This window comes from Bradyrhizobium sp. TM102, assembly GCF_009176685.1.
Lineage (GTDB): Bacteria > Pseudomonadota > Alphaproteobacteria > Rhizobiales > Xanthobacteraceae > Bradyrhizobium > Bradyrhizobium ottawaense.
On sequence record NZ_AP021855.1, the window covers coordinates 2,304,170 to 2,320,287 of the forward strand.

13 protein-coding genes are annotated in these 16,118 nt (G+C 65.1%); 5 read left to right on the forward strand and 8 right to left on the reverse strand.

Translation table 11 applies throughout. The annotated features are described in order from the left end of the window. The first annotated feature begins 24 nt into the window (after positions 1-24). On the forward strand, positions 25-2,178 hold the full coding sequence (gene ligA, locus GDN70_RS10850) for an NAD-dependent DNA ligase LigA (protein ID WP_152102502.1): 2,154 nt from the start codon (positions 25-27) through the stop codon (positions 2,176-2,178). A 167-nt stretch (positions 2,179-2,345) separates the two neighbouring features. Here the strand turns inward: ligA and GDN70_RS10855 are convergent, their stop codons facing one another. Together GDN70_RS10855 and GDN70_RS10860 are read right to left on the reverse strand one after the other, a co-directional pair. Next, on the reverse strand, positions 2,346-3,620 hold the full coding sequence (locus GDN70_RS10855) for a multidrug effflux MFS transporter (protein ID WP_152102503.1): 1,275 nt from the start codon (positions 3,618-3,620) through the stop codon (positions 2,346-2,348). Positions 3,621-3,807: 187 nt separating this feature from the next. Further along, positions 3,808-5,637, reverse strand: a complete 1,830-nt coding sequence (locus GDN70_RS10860) for an aminopeptidase P family protein (protein ID WP_152102504.1) — start codon at positions 5,635-5,637, stop codon at positions 3,808-3,810. Positions 5,638-5,823: 186 nt separating this feature from the next. Here GDN70_RS10860 and GDN70_RS10865 point away from each other — a divergent pair, with 186 nt between their 5' ends. Beyond that, positions 5,824-6,003, forward strand: a complete 180-nt coding sequence (locus GDN70_RS10865) for a hypothetical protein (protein ID WP_028145518.1) — start codon at positions 5,824-5,826, stop codon at positions 6,001-6,003. A gap of 116 nt (positions 6,004-6,119) precedes the next feature. On the opposite strand, the gene GDN70_RS10870 is transcribed toward GDN70_RS10865, so the two are convergent. Then, positions 6,120-7,007, reverse strand: coding sequence for a 50S ribosomal protein L11 methyltransferase (locus tag GDN70_RS10870; protein WP_028145517.1), 888 nt, complete (start codon positions 7,005-7,007; stop codon positions 6,120-6,122). Between the two features lie 163 nt (positions 7,008-7,170). On the opposite strand from GDN70_RS10870, the gene GDN70_RS10875 reads away from it, so the two are divergent. Further along, a complete protein-coding gene (locus GDN70_RS10875; protein WP_018322539.1) occupies positions 7,171-7,326 on the forward strand; it encodes a Flp family type IVb pilin in 156 nt (51 codons plus the stop codon). Positions 7,327-7,600: 274 nt separating this feature from the next. On the opposite strand, the gene GDN70_RS10880 is transcribed toward GDN70_RS10875, so the two are convergent. Further along, positions 7,601-9,211: an NAD(P)/FAD-dependent oxidoreductase gene (locus tag GDN70_RS10880; protein WP_028145516.1), complete on the reverse strand. Its 1,611-nt coding sequence runs from the start codon at positions 9,209-9,211 to the stop codon at positions 7,601-7,603. 227 nt (positions 9,212-9,438) lie between these two features. Between GDN70_RS10880 and GDN70_RS10885 the strand changes: the two genes are divergently transcribed. Further along, complete coding sequence (locus tag GDN70_RS10885) at positions 9,439-11,718, forward strand: spermidine synthase (RefSeq protein WP_152102505.1); 2,280 nt, start codon at positions 9,439-9,441, stop codon at positions 11,716-11,718. 170 nt (positions 11,719-11,888) lie between these two features. Here the strand turns inward: GDN70_RS10885 and GDN70_RS10890 are convergent, their stop codons facing one another. Both GDN70_RS10890 and GDN70_RS10895 read right to left on the reverse strand, forming a co-directional pair. Then, positions 11,889-12,872, reverse strand: coding sequence for a glycerophosphodiester phosphodiesterase (locus GDN70_RS10890; RefSeq protein WP_095426079.1), 984 nt, complete (start codon positions 12,870-12,872; stop codon positions 11,889-11,891). A 67-nt stretch (positions 12,873-12,939) separates the two neighbouring features. Next, positions 12,940-13,734, reverse strand: coding sequence for a L,D-transpeptidase (locus GDN70_RS10895; protein ID WP_173015782.1), 795 nt, complete (start codon positions 13,732-13,734; stop codon positions 12,940-12,942). A 304-nt stretch (positions 13,735-14,038) separates the two neighbouring features. Here GDN70_RS10895 and GDN70_RS10905 point away from each other — a divergent pair, with 304 nt between their 5' ends. Next, a complete protein-coding gene (locus GDN70_RS10905) occupies positions 14,039-14,365 on the forward strand; it encodes a hypothetical protein (protein ID WP_028145512.1) in 327 nt (108 codons plus the stop codon). 7 nt (positions 14,366-14,372) lie between these two features. On the opposite strand, the gene GDN70_RS10910 is transcribed toward GDN70_RS10905, so the two are convergent. Together GDN70_RS10910 and GDN70_RS10915 are read right to left on the reverse strand one after the other, a co-directional pair. Next, entirely contained in the window at positions 14,373-15,134 is a 762-nt protein-coding gene (locus GDN70_RS10910; protein ID WP_028145511.1) for an ABC transporter permease, read from the reverse strand. Then, a complete protein-coding gene (locus GDN70_RS10915) occupies positions 15,131-16,054 on the reverse strand; it encodes an ABC transporter ATP-binding protein (protein WP_028145510.1) in 924 nt (307 codons plus the stop codon). The genes GDN70_RS10910 and GDN70_RS10915 overlap by 4 nt, the downstream gene beginning before the upstream one ends. Positions 16,055-16,118: the final 64 nt, after the last annotated feature.

The window sequence follows — 16,118 nt, forward strand, 5'->3', positions numbered from 1 at the left end:
CCCGCTCCGTCGTATCCAAGCACCATGGCCAGAGCAGCAAAATCCAAAGCAACACCGCTTCGCGACGTCGCCGACCTCACCAAGGCCCAGGCCAAGGTCGAGCACATGCGGCTGGCGCTTGAGATCGAGGGGCACAACGAGCGCTACTATCAAGAGGACGCGCCCACCGTCACCGACGCCGAGTACGACGCGCTGCGCCAGCGCTTCAACGCGATCGAGAAGCGCTTTCCTGAACTCGTCACCTCGGACTCGCCCTCGCAGAAGGTCGGCGCGGCGCCGTCAGGCCGCTTCAAGAAGGTCCGGCACTCCGTTCCGATGCTGTCGCTCGACAACGCCTTTGCAGAAGAGGACGTGCGCGACTTCGTCGGCCGCATCGTGCGCTTCCTGAAGCTCGACGACGACAAGGTCAATTTCTCCGCCGAGCCGAAGATCGACGGCCTCTCGATGTCGTTGCGCTACGAGGGCGGCGAGCTCGTCACCGCGGCGACGCGCGGCGACGGTGCGGTCGGCGAGGATGTCACCGCCAACATCCGCACGCTCGAAGACGTGCCGCAGAAGCTGAAAGGGCGCAACGTGCCCGACATCTGCGAGGTCCGCGGCGAGGTCTATATGACCAAAAAGGCGTTCCTCGCGCTCAACGAGCGGCAGAAGGCGGCCGGCGACACCATCTTTGCCAATCCGCGCAATTCGGCGGCCGGTTCGCTCCGGCAGAAGGACCCGACCGTCACGGCCTCGCGCCCCCTCGGCTTCTTCGCCTATGCGTGGGGGCAGATGAGCGCGATGCCGGAAGGCACGCAGAGCGGCATGATCGGCTGGTTCGAGCGCTGCGGTTTCAAGACCAATCCGCTGACCAGGCTGTGCCACTCCGTCGAGGAGCTGGTCGCGTTCCACCAGAGCATCGAGGAAGAGCGCGCCGAGCTCGACTACGATATCGATGGCGTCGTCTACAAGGTCGATCGCATCGACTGGCAGGAGCGGCTCGGCTTCGTCTCGCGCACGCCGCGCTGGGGCATCGCGCATAAATTCCCGGCCGAGCGGGCCATGACTGTGCTGCGCGACATCGAGATTCAGGTTGGTCGCACCGGCTCGTTCACGCCGGTCGGCAAGCTCGAACCGGTCGGCGTCGGCGGCGTGATCGTGCAGAACGTCACGCTGCACAACGAGGACTATATCAAGGGCATCGGCAACAAGGGCGAGGTGCTGCGCGAGGGGCGCGACATCAGGATCGGCGACACCGTGGTGGTCCAGCGCGCCGGCGATGTGATCCCGCAGATCGTCGACGTCGTCCTGGACAAGCGGCCGAAAGGCGCCAGGGAATTCTCTTTCCCGAAGAAGTGTCCGTGCCCGCTCCACACCGACGTCGTCCGCGGCGCAACCGCCGCCGGCGAAGAGGAATCCCGCGCCCGCTGCAGCGGCGAGTTCGCCTGCCCCTATCAGAAGATCGAACACCTGAAGCTGTTCGTCTCGCGCCGTGCTTTCGACATCGACGGTTTAGGGGAGAAGCAGCTGCAGTATTTCTTCGACGAGGGATGGGTCAAGGAGCCCGCCGACATCTTCACGCTGGAGAAGCGCAACGCGAAGCTGAAGCTCGAGGAGATCGAAGGCTACGGCGCGACCTCGGTGCGCAACCTGTTCGGCGCCATCGAGTCTCGGCGCACAATCGCGCTCGAGCGCTTCATTTATGCGCTCGGCATGCGTCATGTCGGCGAGACCACTGCGCTGGCGCTGGCACGCGGCTACGGCTCGTGGGACGCCTTCCACGATGCCTGCCTCAAGGTCGCCAAGGGCGACGAGGAGGCGATGGCCGAGATGGACGCGCTCGACCAGATCGGCGACACCGTGATCAAGAGCATCGCCGATTATTTCGGCGAGAGCCACAACCGCGGCATCGTCGAGCGGCTGACCAAGGAAGTCGAGATCGTCGACGCCGAGAAGCCGAAGAGCAACTCGGCCGTCGCCGGCAAGACGGTGGTGTTCACGGGCTCGCTGGAGAAGATGACGCGCGACGAGGCCAAGGCCACAGCGGAGCGATTGGGCGCCAAGGTCTCAGGCTCGGTGTCGAAGAAGACCGATCTCGTCGTCGCCGGCCCCGGCGCGGGCTCGAAGCTGGCCGAGGCCAACAAGCACGGCGTCAAGGTGCTGACCGAGGACGAGTGGCTGACCCTGATCGGGGAGTGAGGGTTCGCGCTTTGCGCCACACACTCCGCCGTCATTCCCCGCGAAGGCGGCTAATCCAGTACGCTGCAGCCTATCCGTATCCCCGCAGCGTCTCTGGAATACTGGATCCCCCGCCTTCGCGGAGGATGACACCGAGCGTGTCGTGAAAGCCGTCGCATAGCGAAAGCTCACATCATCCCGCTCTCTTCCTCTTCCGCCTGCTCGATCAGTGCCTCGCTCACCACCACTTCGCGGCGGGGGACGACGAAGATCATCACGCAGGCACAGAGCAGCGAGATCGCGAGGACTGCGCCGGTGAGCGGCAGCGTCGTTGTGGAGTGGCCGCCGAGATAGGCCCCGAATTGCGACATCAGCGCGCCGATGCCCTGCTGGAGAAAGCCCATCGTGCCGGAGGCGGTGCCGGCGGCCTCGGGGCGGATGCTGATGGCGCCGGCGGCCGAATTCGCCATCACGAAGGCATTGCCGGCCATCACGATCATCTGCGTGCCGAACAGCCAGGCCGGGGCCTCGTTCCAGCCGATGATACTCCACAGCAGGTTCGCAAGGCTGCCGGCGAGTTGGAGGGCGAGCCCGAACCAGATCAGTTTTTCCAGCGAATGCCGCGGCGCAAAGCGTACGCAGAGCAGGTTTCCGACGAGAAACGCAAAGCCCGAGGTCGCGAACCAGGCGCCGTATTCGGCGCTGCTGCGGCCCATCTGCGTCACCACGATGTAGGGGCCGCCGCCTGCGAAGGTGAAGATGATCTGCGAGGCCAGCACCTGGCACATCACATAGCCGACGAAGGCGCGGTTGCGGATCAGGATGCCGACGTCGCCACGGAAGCCGCTGCCGGCGGCGCGACTGCGCCGCGTTTCGGGCAGCGCCACCGCGATGCCGACGGCGACAATGATCGCGGCGATGGTGATGGCGTAGAAGATCGCGCGCCAGCCGAACGCGGTCTCGATCAGGCCGCCGGTGAGCGGGGAAACCATCTGCCCGATCATCAGCGCCGCGACCACGAGGCTGATCATCGAGGCGACGCGGTCGCGCTCGTAGATGTCGCGGATGATGGCACGGCTGATCACCATGCCGGAGGCGCCGCCGAGCGCCTGGAAAAAGCGTGCGGCGATCAATTGCGGCAAGGTCTCGGCGAAGATGCACGCGACGCTGGCCACGACCATCAGCGCCAGCCCTCCGAGCAGCACCGGACGCCGTCCGAATCGGTCCGACAGCGGTCCCATGATCAGCTGCGACAGCGCGATGCCGACCATGTAGAGCGACACCGTCATCTGCGCGATCGAGATGTCGCTGCCGAAATTCGTCGCCAGCACCGGCAGTGCCGGAACCAGGATGTAGAGCGAGATCGGCGCGACCCCGGTCATCACGACCAGCAACAGCAGCACCAGGCGCGACGTCGCGAGGTTCGCCGCCGCTCCCGGCGGCTTGCTGATCATGCCGTGCATTGTGTCCGTCTTTCGAGTTCGGATCGACTGTAGCGCGCTCGCGCAAGACGGATATCGGCGTTTCGGAATGCGGCTATACGGATTCCGGGATGGTTATGCTGGAGGCGCGATATTCGCTTTAGCCTCCGTGTCGGGAAACAGCGTTGCGCATACGGCGTAGCGCCATGCGCGCTGCGGCAGGGTGACCCTAGGCCTTCAGCTCCGCCGTCGCCTGATCGAGCCAGGCCTGCGTCGCCTCGTCCAGCGCGGGCCGCACCTCGGTCCGGACGCGCGCGTGGTAGGCATTGAGCCAGCCGAGTTCGTCGCGGCTCAGCATCGCGACATCGATGAGGCGGCGGTCGATCGGCGCCAACGTCAGCGTCTCGAACGCGTTCATCGGCTTCTCGGCGCCCTTGATGTCGGCGGCCACCACCAGCTCCAGGTTCTCGATGCGGATGCCGAAACCGTCGGTCTTGTAATAGCCGGGCTCGTTGGAGAGGATCATGCCGCGCTTCAGCGGCGTGGTACCGAGCTTCGAGATCCGCGCCGGCCCTTCGTGCACCGAGAGATAGCTGCCGACGCCGTGACCGGTGCCGTGCTCGAAATCGACGCCGGCGGCCCAGAGATATTGCCGCGCCAGCGTATCGAGCTGCGCGCCCGTGGTGCCGTCCGGAAAGACGGCGCGCGCGATCGCGATATGGCCGCGCAGCACGCGGGTGAAGCGGTCGCGCATCTCAGCGGTGGGGTCGCCCACCGCCATGGTGCGCGTGACGTCGGTGGTGCCGTCTTCGTACTGCGCGCCGGAATCGATCAGCAGCAGGTCGCCGGGTGCGATCCGCCGATTGCTCTTGCGGGTGACGCGGTAGTGCACGATGGCGCCGTTCGGGCCGGTGCCGGAGATGGTCGGGAACGAGACGTCCTTCAACGCGCCGGTGTCGCGGCGGAACGTCTCCAGCGCCTCGACCGCGTCGATCTCCGTGAGCTTGCCGCTTGCGGCCTCGCGGTCGATGAAGGCGAGGAAGCGCGCCAGCGCCACGGCGTCGCGCCGATGCGCCGTCTGCGTGCCCTTGATCTCGGTGGCGTTCTTGATCGCCTTGAGCAGTGCAATCGGATCGCTACCGCGCACCGGCTTGCCGCCGGCCCCCGCGATCAGCCGGCTGAGTGCGTCGGCCGCGGTGGCGCTGTCGAGCGCAATCGATCCGCCGCTCTTGGCGAGCGCCATCAGCGTCGGCGCCATCGCATCGGGCTCGCGCACGTCGGCGGACTGCTCGAGATGGTCGCGCGTCAGGTTGGAGAGTTTTCGGTGGTCGATGAAGATGGTTGGACGGCCGTCCTTCGGCACCAGCGCATAGGACAGCGGCAACGGGGTGTGGGCGACGTCGGCCCCGCGGATGTTGAAGGTCCAGGCCACCGCGTGGCTGTCCGACAGCACCAATGCGTCGGCGCCGAGCTTGCCGATCTCGTTTCGGATCTGCGTCAGCTTCTCGGCTTCAGTGACGCCGGCATTCTGCAGGCTGTGCACGGCGACGGGGGCGAGTGGTGGCTGCGGGCGGTCCTGCCAGATTGCGTCGATTGGATTGCTGTCGACCGCGACGAGCTCGGCGCCGGCCCTGGCGCATGCGGCGGACAGGCGCTCGGCTGCCGCAAAAGTGTGCAGCCACGGATCAAATCCGAGGCGGTCACCGGCTTTCAGATGCGCGGACACCCAGCTCTCCGGCGGCGGGTCGATCAGCGATTCCACGGCCCAGGCCTTTGCGTCGACCTGCTTGGCGGCCTGAAGCGTGTAGCGGCCGTCGACGAACAATGCGGCCTCCTGGGTCAGCGCCACCGCGAGGCCCGCCGAGCCCGTGAAACCGGTCAGCCAGGCCAGCCGCTCTTCCGACGGCGGCACATATTCGTTCTGCTGCTGATCGGCGCGCGGGATCACGAAGCCGGTCAGCTTGCGGCGGGCGAGTTCTTCGCGAAGTGCGGCGAGCCGTGCCGTCAATGCGACGCCGGCCTCCGGCTCCTCGAATGTCTGGAAGTGTGCTTCGAACATGGTGGATCACTTTAGGATCATGGGGACGAGTCCGCAATCTGGACGCATTCGCGTCGCATCTGGCATGGACTGTGCTTGAATGGTTCCATTCGAATTGAGTGGAGTAAAGGATGCGGCAGTTGCGCTTCGTCCGGATGACAGGGAAATTCGAGCAGGTGGTTCATCTCAATGGCGAGGGGACACACGATGCCAGCGTTCACGTTTGAGAAGATTACGCCGCCGGTGCGTCGCACCCCGACTGCGGCGGCTCCGAAGAAGCCGCGCGGCGTCATGCGCCAGATGATTGATCGTATCGCCGAGCGCCGCGCGAAGCGTACCTTGCAGGATGAGCGCGCGCTGCAGCGGGATGAGAAGGCAGCAGAGTAGCGGCATCGATGATGCCGTAGGGTGGGGCAAAGGCGCGTAGCGCCGTGCCCACCATCTTCTATTCGAGGGCGAGATGGTGGGCACGCTTGCGCTTTGCCCACCCTACGGCGCTTCGCTCAATCCACCTTCCGCAGCAACAGGCTGCTCCACCCCTCGATCCGCAGATGCTTCAACGGCACGAGGCCGCGCGCGCGGTAAGCGGCGATCACGGCGGGGGCCTGGTGTGTCAACAGGCCGGAGAGGATGACGCGTCCGCCGGGCGCGAGATGCCGCGCCATCGGGCCCGCCAATTGCCTGAGCGGGTTGGCGAGGATGTTGGCCAGCACCAGGTCGAACGGACCGGCCTTTCCGAAATCCGGGGCGGCGAAGCCGGTCGCGCGGATGACCCGGACCTGGTTGCCGACCTCGTTCATTACCGCGTTCTCGGCCGCCACCCGCACCGACGGCGGGTCGATGTCGGAGGCGAGCACCGCGCGATGCAGGGCCTTGGCGGCCGCGATGCCGAGTACGCCGGTTCCGGTGCCGAGGTCGAGCAGGTTCCTCGGACGGGAACTCTTAAGGACATGGTCAAGCAGCAGTAAACAGCCACGGGTGGTGCCGTGGTGGCCAGTGCCGAAGGCAAGCGCCGCCTCGATCTCGATCGCGAGCTTGTTCGGCGCCACACGATCGCGGTCATGGCTGCCGTGCACGACGAAGCGCCCGGCCGGGACCGGGACGAGATCTTCCAGGCTGGCCTTGACCCAGTCCTTGGCCTCGACGGTGTCGAAGAGAAGCGTCGCGGCGATCGCATTTCCTGCTGAAGTTGCAACGAGTTCGCGCAGCCAAGCCTGGTCGGGCGCCTCGGCGAAATGGAGCGTGACGTCCCATGGTCCGTCCGGCCGCTCGAAGGCGGCAACCGCCGCATCGCCGTCGAAAAACACCTCGGTGAGCACGTCGACGACGCGCCTGGCGTCGGCCTCGCTGCCGATCGAAAAGCTGGCGCGATGGGTGGGAGAAGGCTGCATTCAGGGTTCCGTTGAGTTCAATTTTTGGAACTTTTGTCGCCAATTTTCCGCATAAGTTGCGGTTCCCCGGTTAACCGGGCTGTAGGTTGCGCCCCGTATCTTTGCGGATGTCGAAGCCAACCAACACAGCTTGGAATTGAAACGGAGACGAGTCTTGAAGCGCATGGTTCAAAAGTTCTGGTCGGACGAGTCCGGTGCAACCGCGATCGAGTACGGCCTGATTGCCGCAGGTATCGCTCTGGCGATCATCACCGTGGTGAACAGCCTGGGCGTCACCCTGAACGACAAGTTCACTTCGATTAGCAGCTCCTTGAAGTAATTTCCGCCTCCATTTCCCAGCGGGGGCTATTTTTCTTTGAGGCTATTCCTGATCATCGCCCGCGAGGGGATACCCCTGGCGGGCGAGGTCGTTTCCGGACGAGCGTTCTCAGTGCTCTTCACAAATTGTCCACCGCCTGCCGGGACGCCGTCCACCCGCTTGTCCCACGATTGTCCAACCGGCTTTCCCCAAGTTCGGTCCCGACGTTCTGGCCCATGTATCCTCTGTCTGACCACAGGCCATTCAGCAGCCAGTCCACAGCTCATCCACAGACCTATCCACGGCTTCCGAACAGCGACCTGTGATCTCTCAAGATCGCCTGCGCGGCGTTATGGCCGGGAGCACCGGTGACGCCGCCGCCGGGGTGGGCGCCGGAGCCGCAATGATAGAGGCCCTTCAACGGCCCGCGATAATCGGCATGGCCAAGCATCGGCCGCGCCGAGAACAACTGGTTCAAGGTCAGCGCGCCATGGAAGATATCGCCGCCGAGGAGGCCGAACTGCCGTTCGAGATCGAGCGGGGACAGGATCTGGCGGCCCAGCACGCTCGCCGCAAAACCAGGCGCGTATTTGTCCACCGTCGCGATCATGAGATCGGCGACCTCGTCGCGATGGTCGTCCCACGACTTTCCATCGGGAAGCTCCGGTGCGACGTGCTGGCAGAACAGGCTGGCGACGTGCTTTCCAGCTGGGGCCAACGTGTCGTCGAGGGTCGAGGGGATCAGCATCTCGACGACTGGTTCCCGGCTCCAGCCCTGCGCCCGCGCATCGAGCCAGGCGCGGTCCATGTAGCCGAGGCTTGGCGCCAGGATGATGCCGGAGCTGAGATGATCGCCCTCGCCGGGCAGCGCCGTGAAGGAGGGCAGGCGGTCCAGCGCAACGTTCATGCGGAAGGTGCCGGAGCCATTCTTCCAGTGCCGGATGCGGCCGAGGAAGTCCGCAGGAAGCGCGTCGGCCGCGACCAGCCGCGTGTAGAGCAGCTTTGGATTGACATTGGCTGCGACATATTTGGCGCGGATGGCCGTGCCGTTCTCCAGCACGACGCCGACGGCGCGGTCGCGCTCGACGATGATCTCGCGGACGCCGGCATCCGTTTCGATCACGACCCCGCGGCCCTGTGCCGCGCGCGCCATCGCCTGCGCGATCGCGCCCATGCCGCCGATGGCGTGACCCCAGACCCCCTTCTTGCCGTTCACCTCGCCGAAGGCGTGATGCAGCATCACATAGGCTGAGCCGGCGGCGTAGGGGCTGGCATAGTTGCCGACGATGGCGTCGAAGCCGAACAGGGCCTTGACCAGATCATGCTCGAAGCGCTCGTCCAGCATCTCGCCGGCCGAGCGGGTGAAGAGATCAAGCAGGCTGCGGCTCTGTTCCAGCGTGAGACCGCGCAGGATGTTGGCCGTCTTCCAGGCGTTGACGCCTTCGCGAACGGCTGCCGCGCCAAAGCCGTCGACGAGGTTCGGCGGCGCGCGGAGCACGAACTGCCGCAGCACGTCGGCGATGTCCTCCAGCTCGCGCGAAAATCCGTCGAGCGCGTCTGCGTCATGCGCGCTCAGCCGCGCGACTGATGCCTTCGTCCGCCCTTCGCCGGTGAGGAGATAGCTGGCATCCGGCGAGGGCAGAAAGTTCTGGGCGCGCCGTTCGACGATCCGGAGGCCCTGCTCGGCGAGCTTGAGGTCGCGGATCACTTGCGGATTGAGCAGGCTCACAGTGTAGGCCGCGACCGAATTGCGGAATCCGGGGTGAAACTCCTCCGTGACCGCGGCGCCGCCGACCACCTTGCGGCGCTCGACCACGCGCACGCGCAGGCCTGCGCTCGCGAGATAGGCCGCGCAGGTGAGGCCGTTATGCCCCGCGCCGATGATGAGGACGTCGGTTTCGCTCATGATTCCCTGGTGTCTTTCCGGGGCGCGCGAAGCGCGAACTATGGTGCGGGCTCCGCACCGGAGAATATCGAGGTTCCGGGTTCGATGCTTCGCATCGCCCCGGAACGACATCTCTATATCAAGCATTCCTCGCTGCAACATCACGAGCGCCTTTATTGCCCGTTCAGGCGCCTTGTGCTCCATTGCGCGCGTCCGGCGCCCGCCGGGGAATGTAGGCTGGAGCTTCCATGGATTCGATCGTGCAACCTGCCGCCACGGAGCAGCCGTCGTCCTCGCGCAACCGGTTGCTGCTGACGGTCTACACCGCTGCGATCTTTGTCAGCGCGCTGCTGCTATTCTCGGTGCAGCCGCTGTTCACGAAGATGGTGCTGCCGCGGCTCGGCGGCTCGCCGGCGGTGTGGTCGGTGGCGATGGTGTTCTTCCAGTCGCTGCTGCTGGCGGGCTACGCCTATGCGCATCTGTTGATGCAGGCGAGGAGCCGCGTCGTGCCGGTGGCCGTGCATCTGGTATTGCTGGTGCTGGCCTTCGCCACGCTGCCGCTCGGAATAGCGTCCGCCTATGGCGAGCCGCCCGCTTCGGGCTATGCGTTCTGGCTGCTCGGCCTGTTCGTGGTTTCGATCGGCCTGCCGTTCTTTGCGCTCGCCGCCAACAATCCGCTGCTGCAGGCCTGGTTCGTCCGCACCGGCCATCCCGCTGGGCACGATCCCTACTTCCTCTACGCTTCCTCCAACATCGGCAGCTTCCTCGCGCTGTTGTCCTATCCGTTCCTGCTCGAGCCGATGTTCACGCTGCACACGCAGAACCGGTTCTGGACCGGTGGTTATGGCCTGCTGATCCTCCTGATCGCCGCCTGTGGCGTGCTGTTGTTGCGCTCGCCGAAGCTCGCAATGGCCGATGCGCGGACCGAGGAGATCAATGCGCCAGCGCCTGATATCGTGACGCGGCTGCGCTGGATCTTCCTCGCCGCGGTGCCTTCGGGTCTGCTCATCGCCGTCACCGCGCACATCTCGACCGACGTCGCGGCGGCGCCGCTGCTGTGGGTGCTGCCACTGTCGCTGTACCTGCTCACCTGGGTCGTGGTGTTCCAGTCGCGACCGCTGCTGCCGCACAAATGGATGCTGATGCTGCAGCCGGTCGCGATCGCGGGCGTCATCGTCCTGCTCGCCTTCGGCGGCGAGCAGAATTTGCTGCTGACACTCGGTGGCCACCAACTCTGCTTCTTCGTCATTGCCATGGCCTGCCACGGCGAGCTGGCGCGGACCCGGCCGGCGGCCAGATATCTCACCGGCTTCTATGTAGCATTGTCGTTCGGCGGTATGGTCGGCGGTCTCTTTGCTGGCCTCGTTGCTCCCTTCACCTTCTCGTGGATCGCCGAATACCCGATCCTGATCGCGCTCGCCGCGCTGTGCCGGCCGTCCGCGAACGAGCGTCTCGCCGGCATCGTCAAATGGTACTGGCTGGTGCTCGCCGCGCTCGCGATGGCGCTGGTTGCGCCGTCCTACACCACCGGCGGCCTCACGACCTGGTTGGAGGATCACCGCGTCTGGGTCGCCGGCGCCGTCGGCGGGCTCGCCGCGCTGCTCGCTCTGGCGCTCAATGCCGGCCGCTGGAAGATCTTCGCCACCGTCGCACTCGCGTTGGCGTTGATCCGCGTCTATCCGGCGGACGAAGGCCGGGTCACGACGGTGCGCAGCTTCTTCGGCGTGCACAAGATCGTGGTGACGCCCGGCGGCTATTTCCACGTGCTGATGCACGGCACCACCATCCACGGTGCCGAGCGCTTCCGCAACAATGACGGCACGCCGGTCACCGGCCGGCCCGAGCCGATCACCTATTATCACAAGGACGGCGGCATCGGTCAGGCCGTCAGCGCGATCCGCGAGCGCAAGGGCGCGCCGCTCAAGGTCGCCGCGATCGGCGTCGGATCGGGCACGCTCGCCTGCGCCGCCGAACCTGGCGAGGACTGGAAATTTTTCGAGATCGACCAGTCGATGGTGGATGCCGCGCGTGACCCCCAAAATTTCCGCTACATCTCGAGTTGTCTGCCGGACATGAAGCCGGTGATCGGCGATGCGCGCCTCACCTTCGCAAAGGAGCCCGATGGAGCCTACGACCTCATCATCGTCGATGCCTATTCGTCGGATGCGATCCCGATTCATCTCGCCACCGAAGAGGCGATGAAGATCTACAAGGACAAGCTCGCGCCGCACGGGGCTGTGGTGATGCACGTCTCCAACCGGCATCTCGATCTCGAGACCGTCGTGGTCGGTATCGCGGACGCCAACGATCTCAAGAGCTGGGTCTTCAACGAGGATTCCGGGCGTGATGGCGACTACATCTTCTCGACCGACGTCGTCATCTCCGCGCGCGAGGAGGCCGACATCGGTCGGCTCGCGTCCTCCAAGGTCTGGGAGCAGACCGAAGCCGACGACAGGGTACGGGTCTGGACCGACGACTATTCCAACATCCTGGGCGCCCTGTACCGGCGTTTGAAGAATGGAGAGTAGGGCGGCACCCGTCTCCATCCCCGGACGCAGCGCAGCGCTTCCCTGGCGATGCGAAGCATCGTCCAGTTCAGCGGTGCGCTGCAGAGCCGGGGCTGATGGCGCGGCGCTCTGGGTCCCGGCTCTGCGGAGCAGCGTTGCATGCTGACCGCGTCCGGACACGAGACCGACGGTTACGGCGCGATCGGCGTCCCCGCCGGCAGCACAATGCCCTTCTCGCCGGCAACCTCGCGCAGCAGATCGGGCCTGTCGGAAATGATCCCGTCGACGCCGAGCTCCATCATCCGCGCCATGTCTTCGCGCTTGTTGACCGTCCACACCACGACGCGTAATCCGAGCTCGTGGGCTTCCGCGACCAGCGCGGAGGTCACATCGCCGAAATAGGGCGACCAGACTGCGCCGCCCGCCGCCTTGATCGTCCGTGGCAGCGAGCTGCCGTGCTCGGCCGGGCTGAAGCCTGCCGTCCAGTTGGTGGCTTTGTCCAGCACGACTGTCTGGCCTGTGCCGCGCTGGAGCGTCAGGTACACCGTCGGTATCTTCGGTGCCTGCTGCTGGACGAGCTGCAGGGTCCTCCAGTCGAAGGATTGGATCATGACCCTATCGGAAAACATTTCGGCCTCGATCAATCCCAGCAGCTTCGCGACAAAGGCTTGCGGATCGAGGGTTTCGTCCGGATGGTTCGGATCGATCTTGGTCTCGATGTTAAGGCGCACACGCGAGTTGCCGGATTTCCGTACCAGCGCGAACAGCTCGCTCAGGGTGGGAATGCGTGTCCCCGGCACGGCGCGCTGGTCGGGGAATTGTTTCGCATAGGCACTGTCCGGCCGGATCTGGCCGACGTCATAGGTCCTGACCTCGTCCAGCCGCAGTTTTACGAAGGGCGTGCCGGGCGGAGCAATGTAAGTCCTGCCAGCACTGCGCGCGAGATCCGGATTGAGCCCGCGCTCATGCGAGACGACGACTTCGCCGTCAGCGGTCACGCCGACGTCGAGCTCCAGCGTGTCCACGCCCATCGACAGCGCGTTGGCGAAGGCCGGCAGGGTGTTTTCCGGCAACAGCGCTCGCCCGCCGCGATGCGCCTCGATATCAAAGGCCATGACCCGCCCCGTTATCAGAACTGAGAGCACAGTCAGAATGGTCGTGGCACGTGACGGCATGGTGCCTCGAATAGCTATCCTGTTGTTCGCGCTGACGACTGACGACGGTGACGGAGCTGCGGCCGCGTCAGTTCTGGTAGTAATAGCCGCGCGGCTGGTAAACCTGCCGCGGCTGCGGTTGATAGTAATAGCCCTGCTGGCCGGAGCCTTGGTCGTAATAGGGACGCGGCTGCTGCTGGTAAACCTGCGCATCATAGAGCGGGCGTGTGCCGCGCGGTGCCGGATACCGGGCGCCGGTGTCGCTGCCGTCGGCCGGATAGATGTAATTGTCGTCCTGCGGCATGTAACGGCGGGCGGGCTGCGCCGGCGGCGTCAGATTCACGGGATCGCCCGTGGTCGCGTACTGCTCTTCGGCTGGCTGCTGCGGCGCGCGGGCGACTGCATTGTTGGTGCGGCCGCGCGGATTGCGCGCCAGCGCCACCTGCGCCGAGCCGGTCAGCGTCACCGTGGTGTTGAGCACGCCCTGCTGCTGCACCAGCGCATAGAGTGTCGAGGCATTCTGGCGCGACAGCCGCACGCAGCCGTGGGACGCCGGCGAGCCGAGACGGCCGACCGAGTCGGTGCCATGGATGGCGTGGCCGACCTTGGTGAAGAAGATCGCGTGCGGCATCGGCGCGTCGTCGAATTCCTTGGAGTAGTGATCCTCTTCCATCCGGAAGGCGCGGAACGCGCCGTTAGGCGTTTCGCGCGAGGGGATGCCGGTCGACACCGGCCAGTGGTAGCGCGCGACGCCGTCGACCGCGACGGTCATCTGCTGATTGTCCTTGTCGACGGTGATCTCGACCTTGGCCTGCGCGCTGCCTGCGCTCAAAAGCATCAGTGAGGTGAAAGCGATAAAAAATGAACGCATCTGGAAACGCATTTGAATCCTGGCCTCCGGCCTGTTCACGCTAGGCGCCGCGGCTCTCCGTCCCCGACGTGCAATATGCCTGCAATCCGGCTTTCGTTCCAGCGGCCTGCCCGCCCATCGTTAACGCGGCGCCGGGCGTAAGCAAGGCCGCTTTGTGCCGCGCCGCGCGCGGTGGCGCTGACATTTTCGCGAGCGGCGCGCCGTTCATAACGCCGACAATTCGTCACAAAGGCGCAACCATTTGGCCGCCCAGTGCGTTGACGATCACCTGCCTCGACAGGCGGCGCTCGCCGCCATTCACCGTTTGGGATCGAAGATGAACAAAGCCCGCATCGCCGCCGCGCCGTCGCCGGCCGGTTTAGCCTTCCGCCTGGTGTTCGCAGCCGCCGCCATCCTGCTCGCGCTGTTGTCGCTACCGCAGGCCGGCCACGCCCAGGGCATCGTCCGCGGCGCCCAGGAAGGCTCTTACGAGGGCAACCGGATTGCCGGCCCCGTGGGCGGTGCGGTCGGAGGCGTCGTCGGTGCCGGTGTCGGCGGCGCCGTTGGTGCGGTCGAGGGTGTGCTCGGCATTCCTCATCGTCACTACCGTCACCGCTGCCACGGCTATTACGACGGCTATCACCGCTTCCATTGCTATCGGTGAGGTCGCGTCAATTCTTCAGCCGATACCCCGTCCGAAAAATCCACCAGATCACGACGAGACAGATCACCAGGAACGCCGTCGTCATGCCGACGCTGACGGACATGCTGACGTCCGCGATCTCGTAAAAGCTCCAGCGGAAGCCGGAGATCAGATAGACGACCGGGTTGAGCATCGCCACCGTGCGCCAGGTGGGCGGCAGCATGTCGATGGAATAGAAGCTGCCGCCGAGGAAGGTCAACGGCGTCACCACCAGCATCGGGATCATCTGCAGCTTCTCGAAGCCGTCGGCCCAGATGCCGATGATGAAGCCGAACAGGCTGAACGTCACTGCCGTCAGCACCAGGAAGGCCAGCATCCAGATCGGATGGTGGATATGCAGCGGCACGAATAATCCGGCGGTCGCCAGGATGATCAGGCCCAAGATGATCGACTTGGTCGCGGCGGCGCCGACATAGCCGAGCACGATCTCGAAATAGGAGATCGGTGCCGACAGGATCTCGTAGATCGTGCCGGTGAATTTCGGGAAGTAGATGCCGAACGAGGCGTTGGCGATGCTCTGGGTCAGCACCGAAAGCATGATCAGGCCCGGCACGATGAAGGTGCCGTAGCTGACGCCCTCGACCTGGCTGATGCGAGAGCCGATCGCGGCGCCGAACACCACGAAATAGAGCGAAGTGGAGACCACAGGCGAGACGATGCTTTGCAGCAGCGTGCGCCAGGTGCGCGCCATTTCGAACAGATAGATGGCGCGGATGGCGCGGTGGTTCATGACGTCCTCACGAGATCGACGAAGATGTCCTCGAGCGACGATTGCGTCGTGTCGAGATCGTTGAAGCGGATGCCGGCGGTGCGGAGATCGCCGAGCAGGCTGGTGATGCCGGTGCGCTCGCCCTTGGTGTCGTAATCGTAGACCAGCGTCGCGCCGGCATCGCAGAGCTCCAACTCGTAATGCCCAAGGCTCTCCGGCAGCGCGTCGAGCTTGCCCTGCAGATGCAGCGTCAGCCGCTTCTTGCCGAGCTTCTGCATCAACGTCGCCTTGTCCTCGATCAGCACGATCTCGCCCTTGTTGATGACGCCGATGCGGTCGGCCATCTCCTCGGCTTCCTCGATGTAATGCGTGGTGAGGATGATGGTGACGCCGGACTGCTGGAGGGTGCGCACCACTTCCCACATGCCCTTGCGCAGCTCGACGTCGACGCCGGCAGTGGGCTCGTCCAGGAACAGGATCTGCGGCTCGTGCGATAGCGCTTTGGCGATCATCACGCGACGCTTCATGCCGCCGGAGAGCGTGATGATCTTGTTGTCCTTCTTGTCCCACAGCGAGAGGTCCTTCAGCACCTTCTCGATGTGATCAGGATTCTTGGGCTTGCCGAACAGGCCGCGGGAGAAGCTCACGGTCGCCCACACGCTCTCGAAGGCGTCGGTGTGCAATTCCTGGGGCACGAGGCCGATCAGCGAGCGCGCCTTGCGGTAGGAGGTCTGGATGTTCTCGCCGCCGACCAGAACCTTGCCTTCACTGGGGTTGGCGATGCCGCAGATGATCGAGATCAGCGTGGTCTTGCCGGCACCGTTCGGGCCGAGCAGCGCAAAAATCTCGCCCCGCTTGATGTCGAGATTGATGTTCTTGAGCGCCTTGAAGCCGGACCCATAGGTCTTCGACAGGTTGGCGACGGAGATGATGGAGGACATGGATGGCCGTCAGGCTGAGGGGGCAAGGTCTGGGGAGGGAGGCTGGAACCTGCCGGGAAGAGCG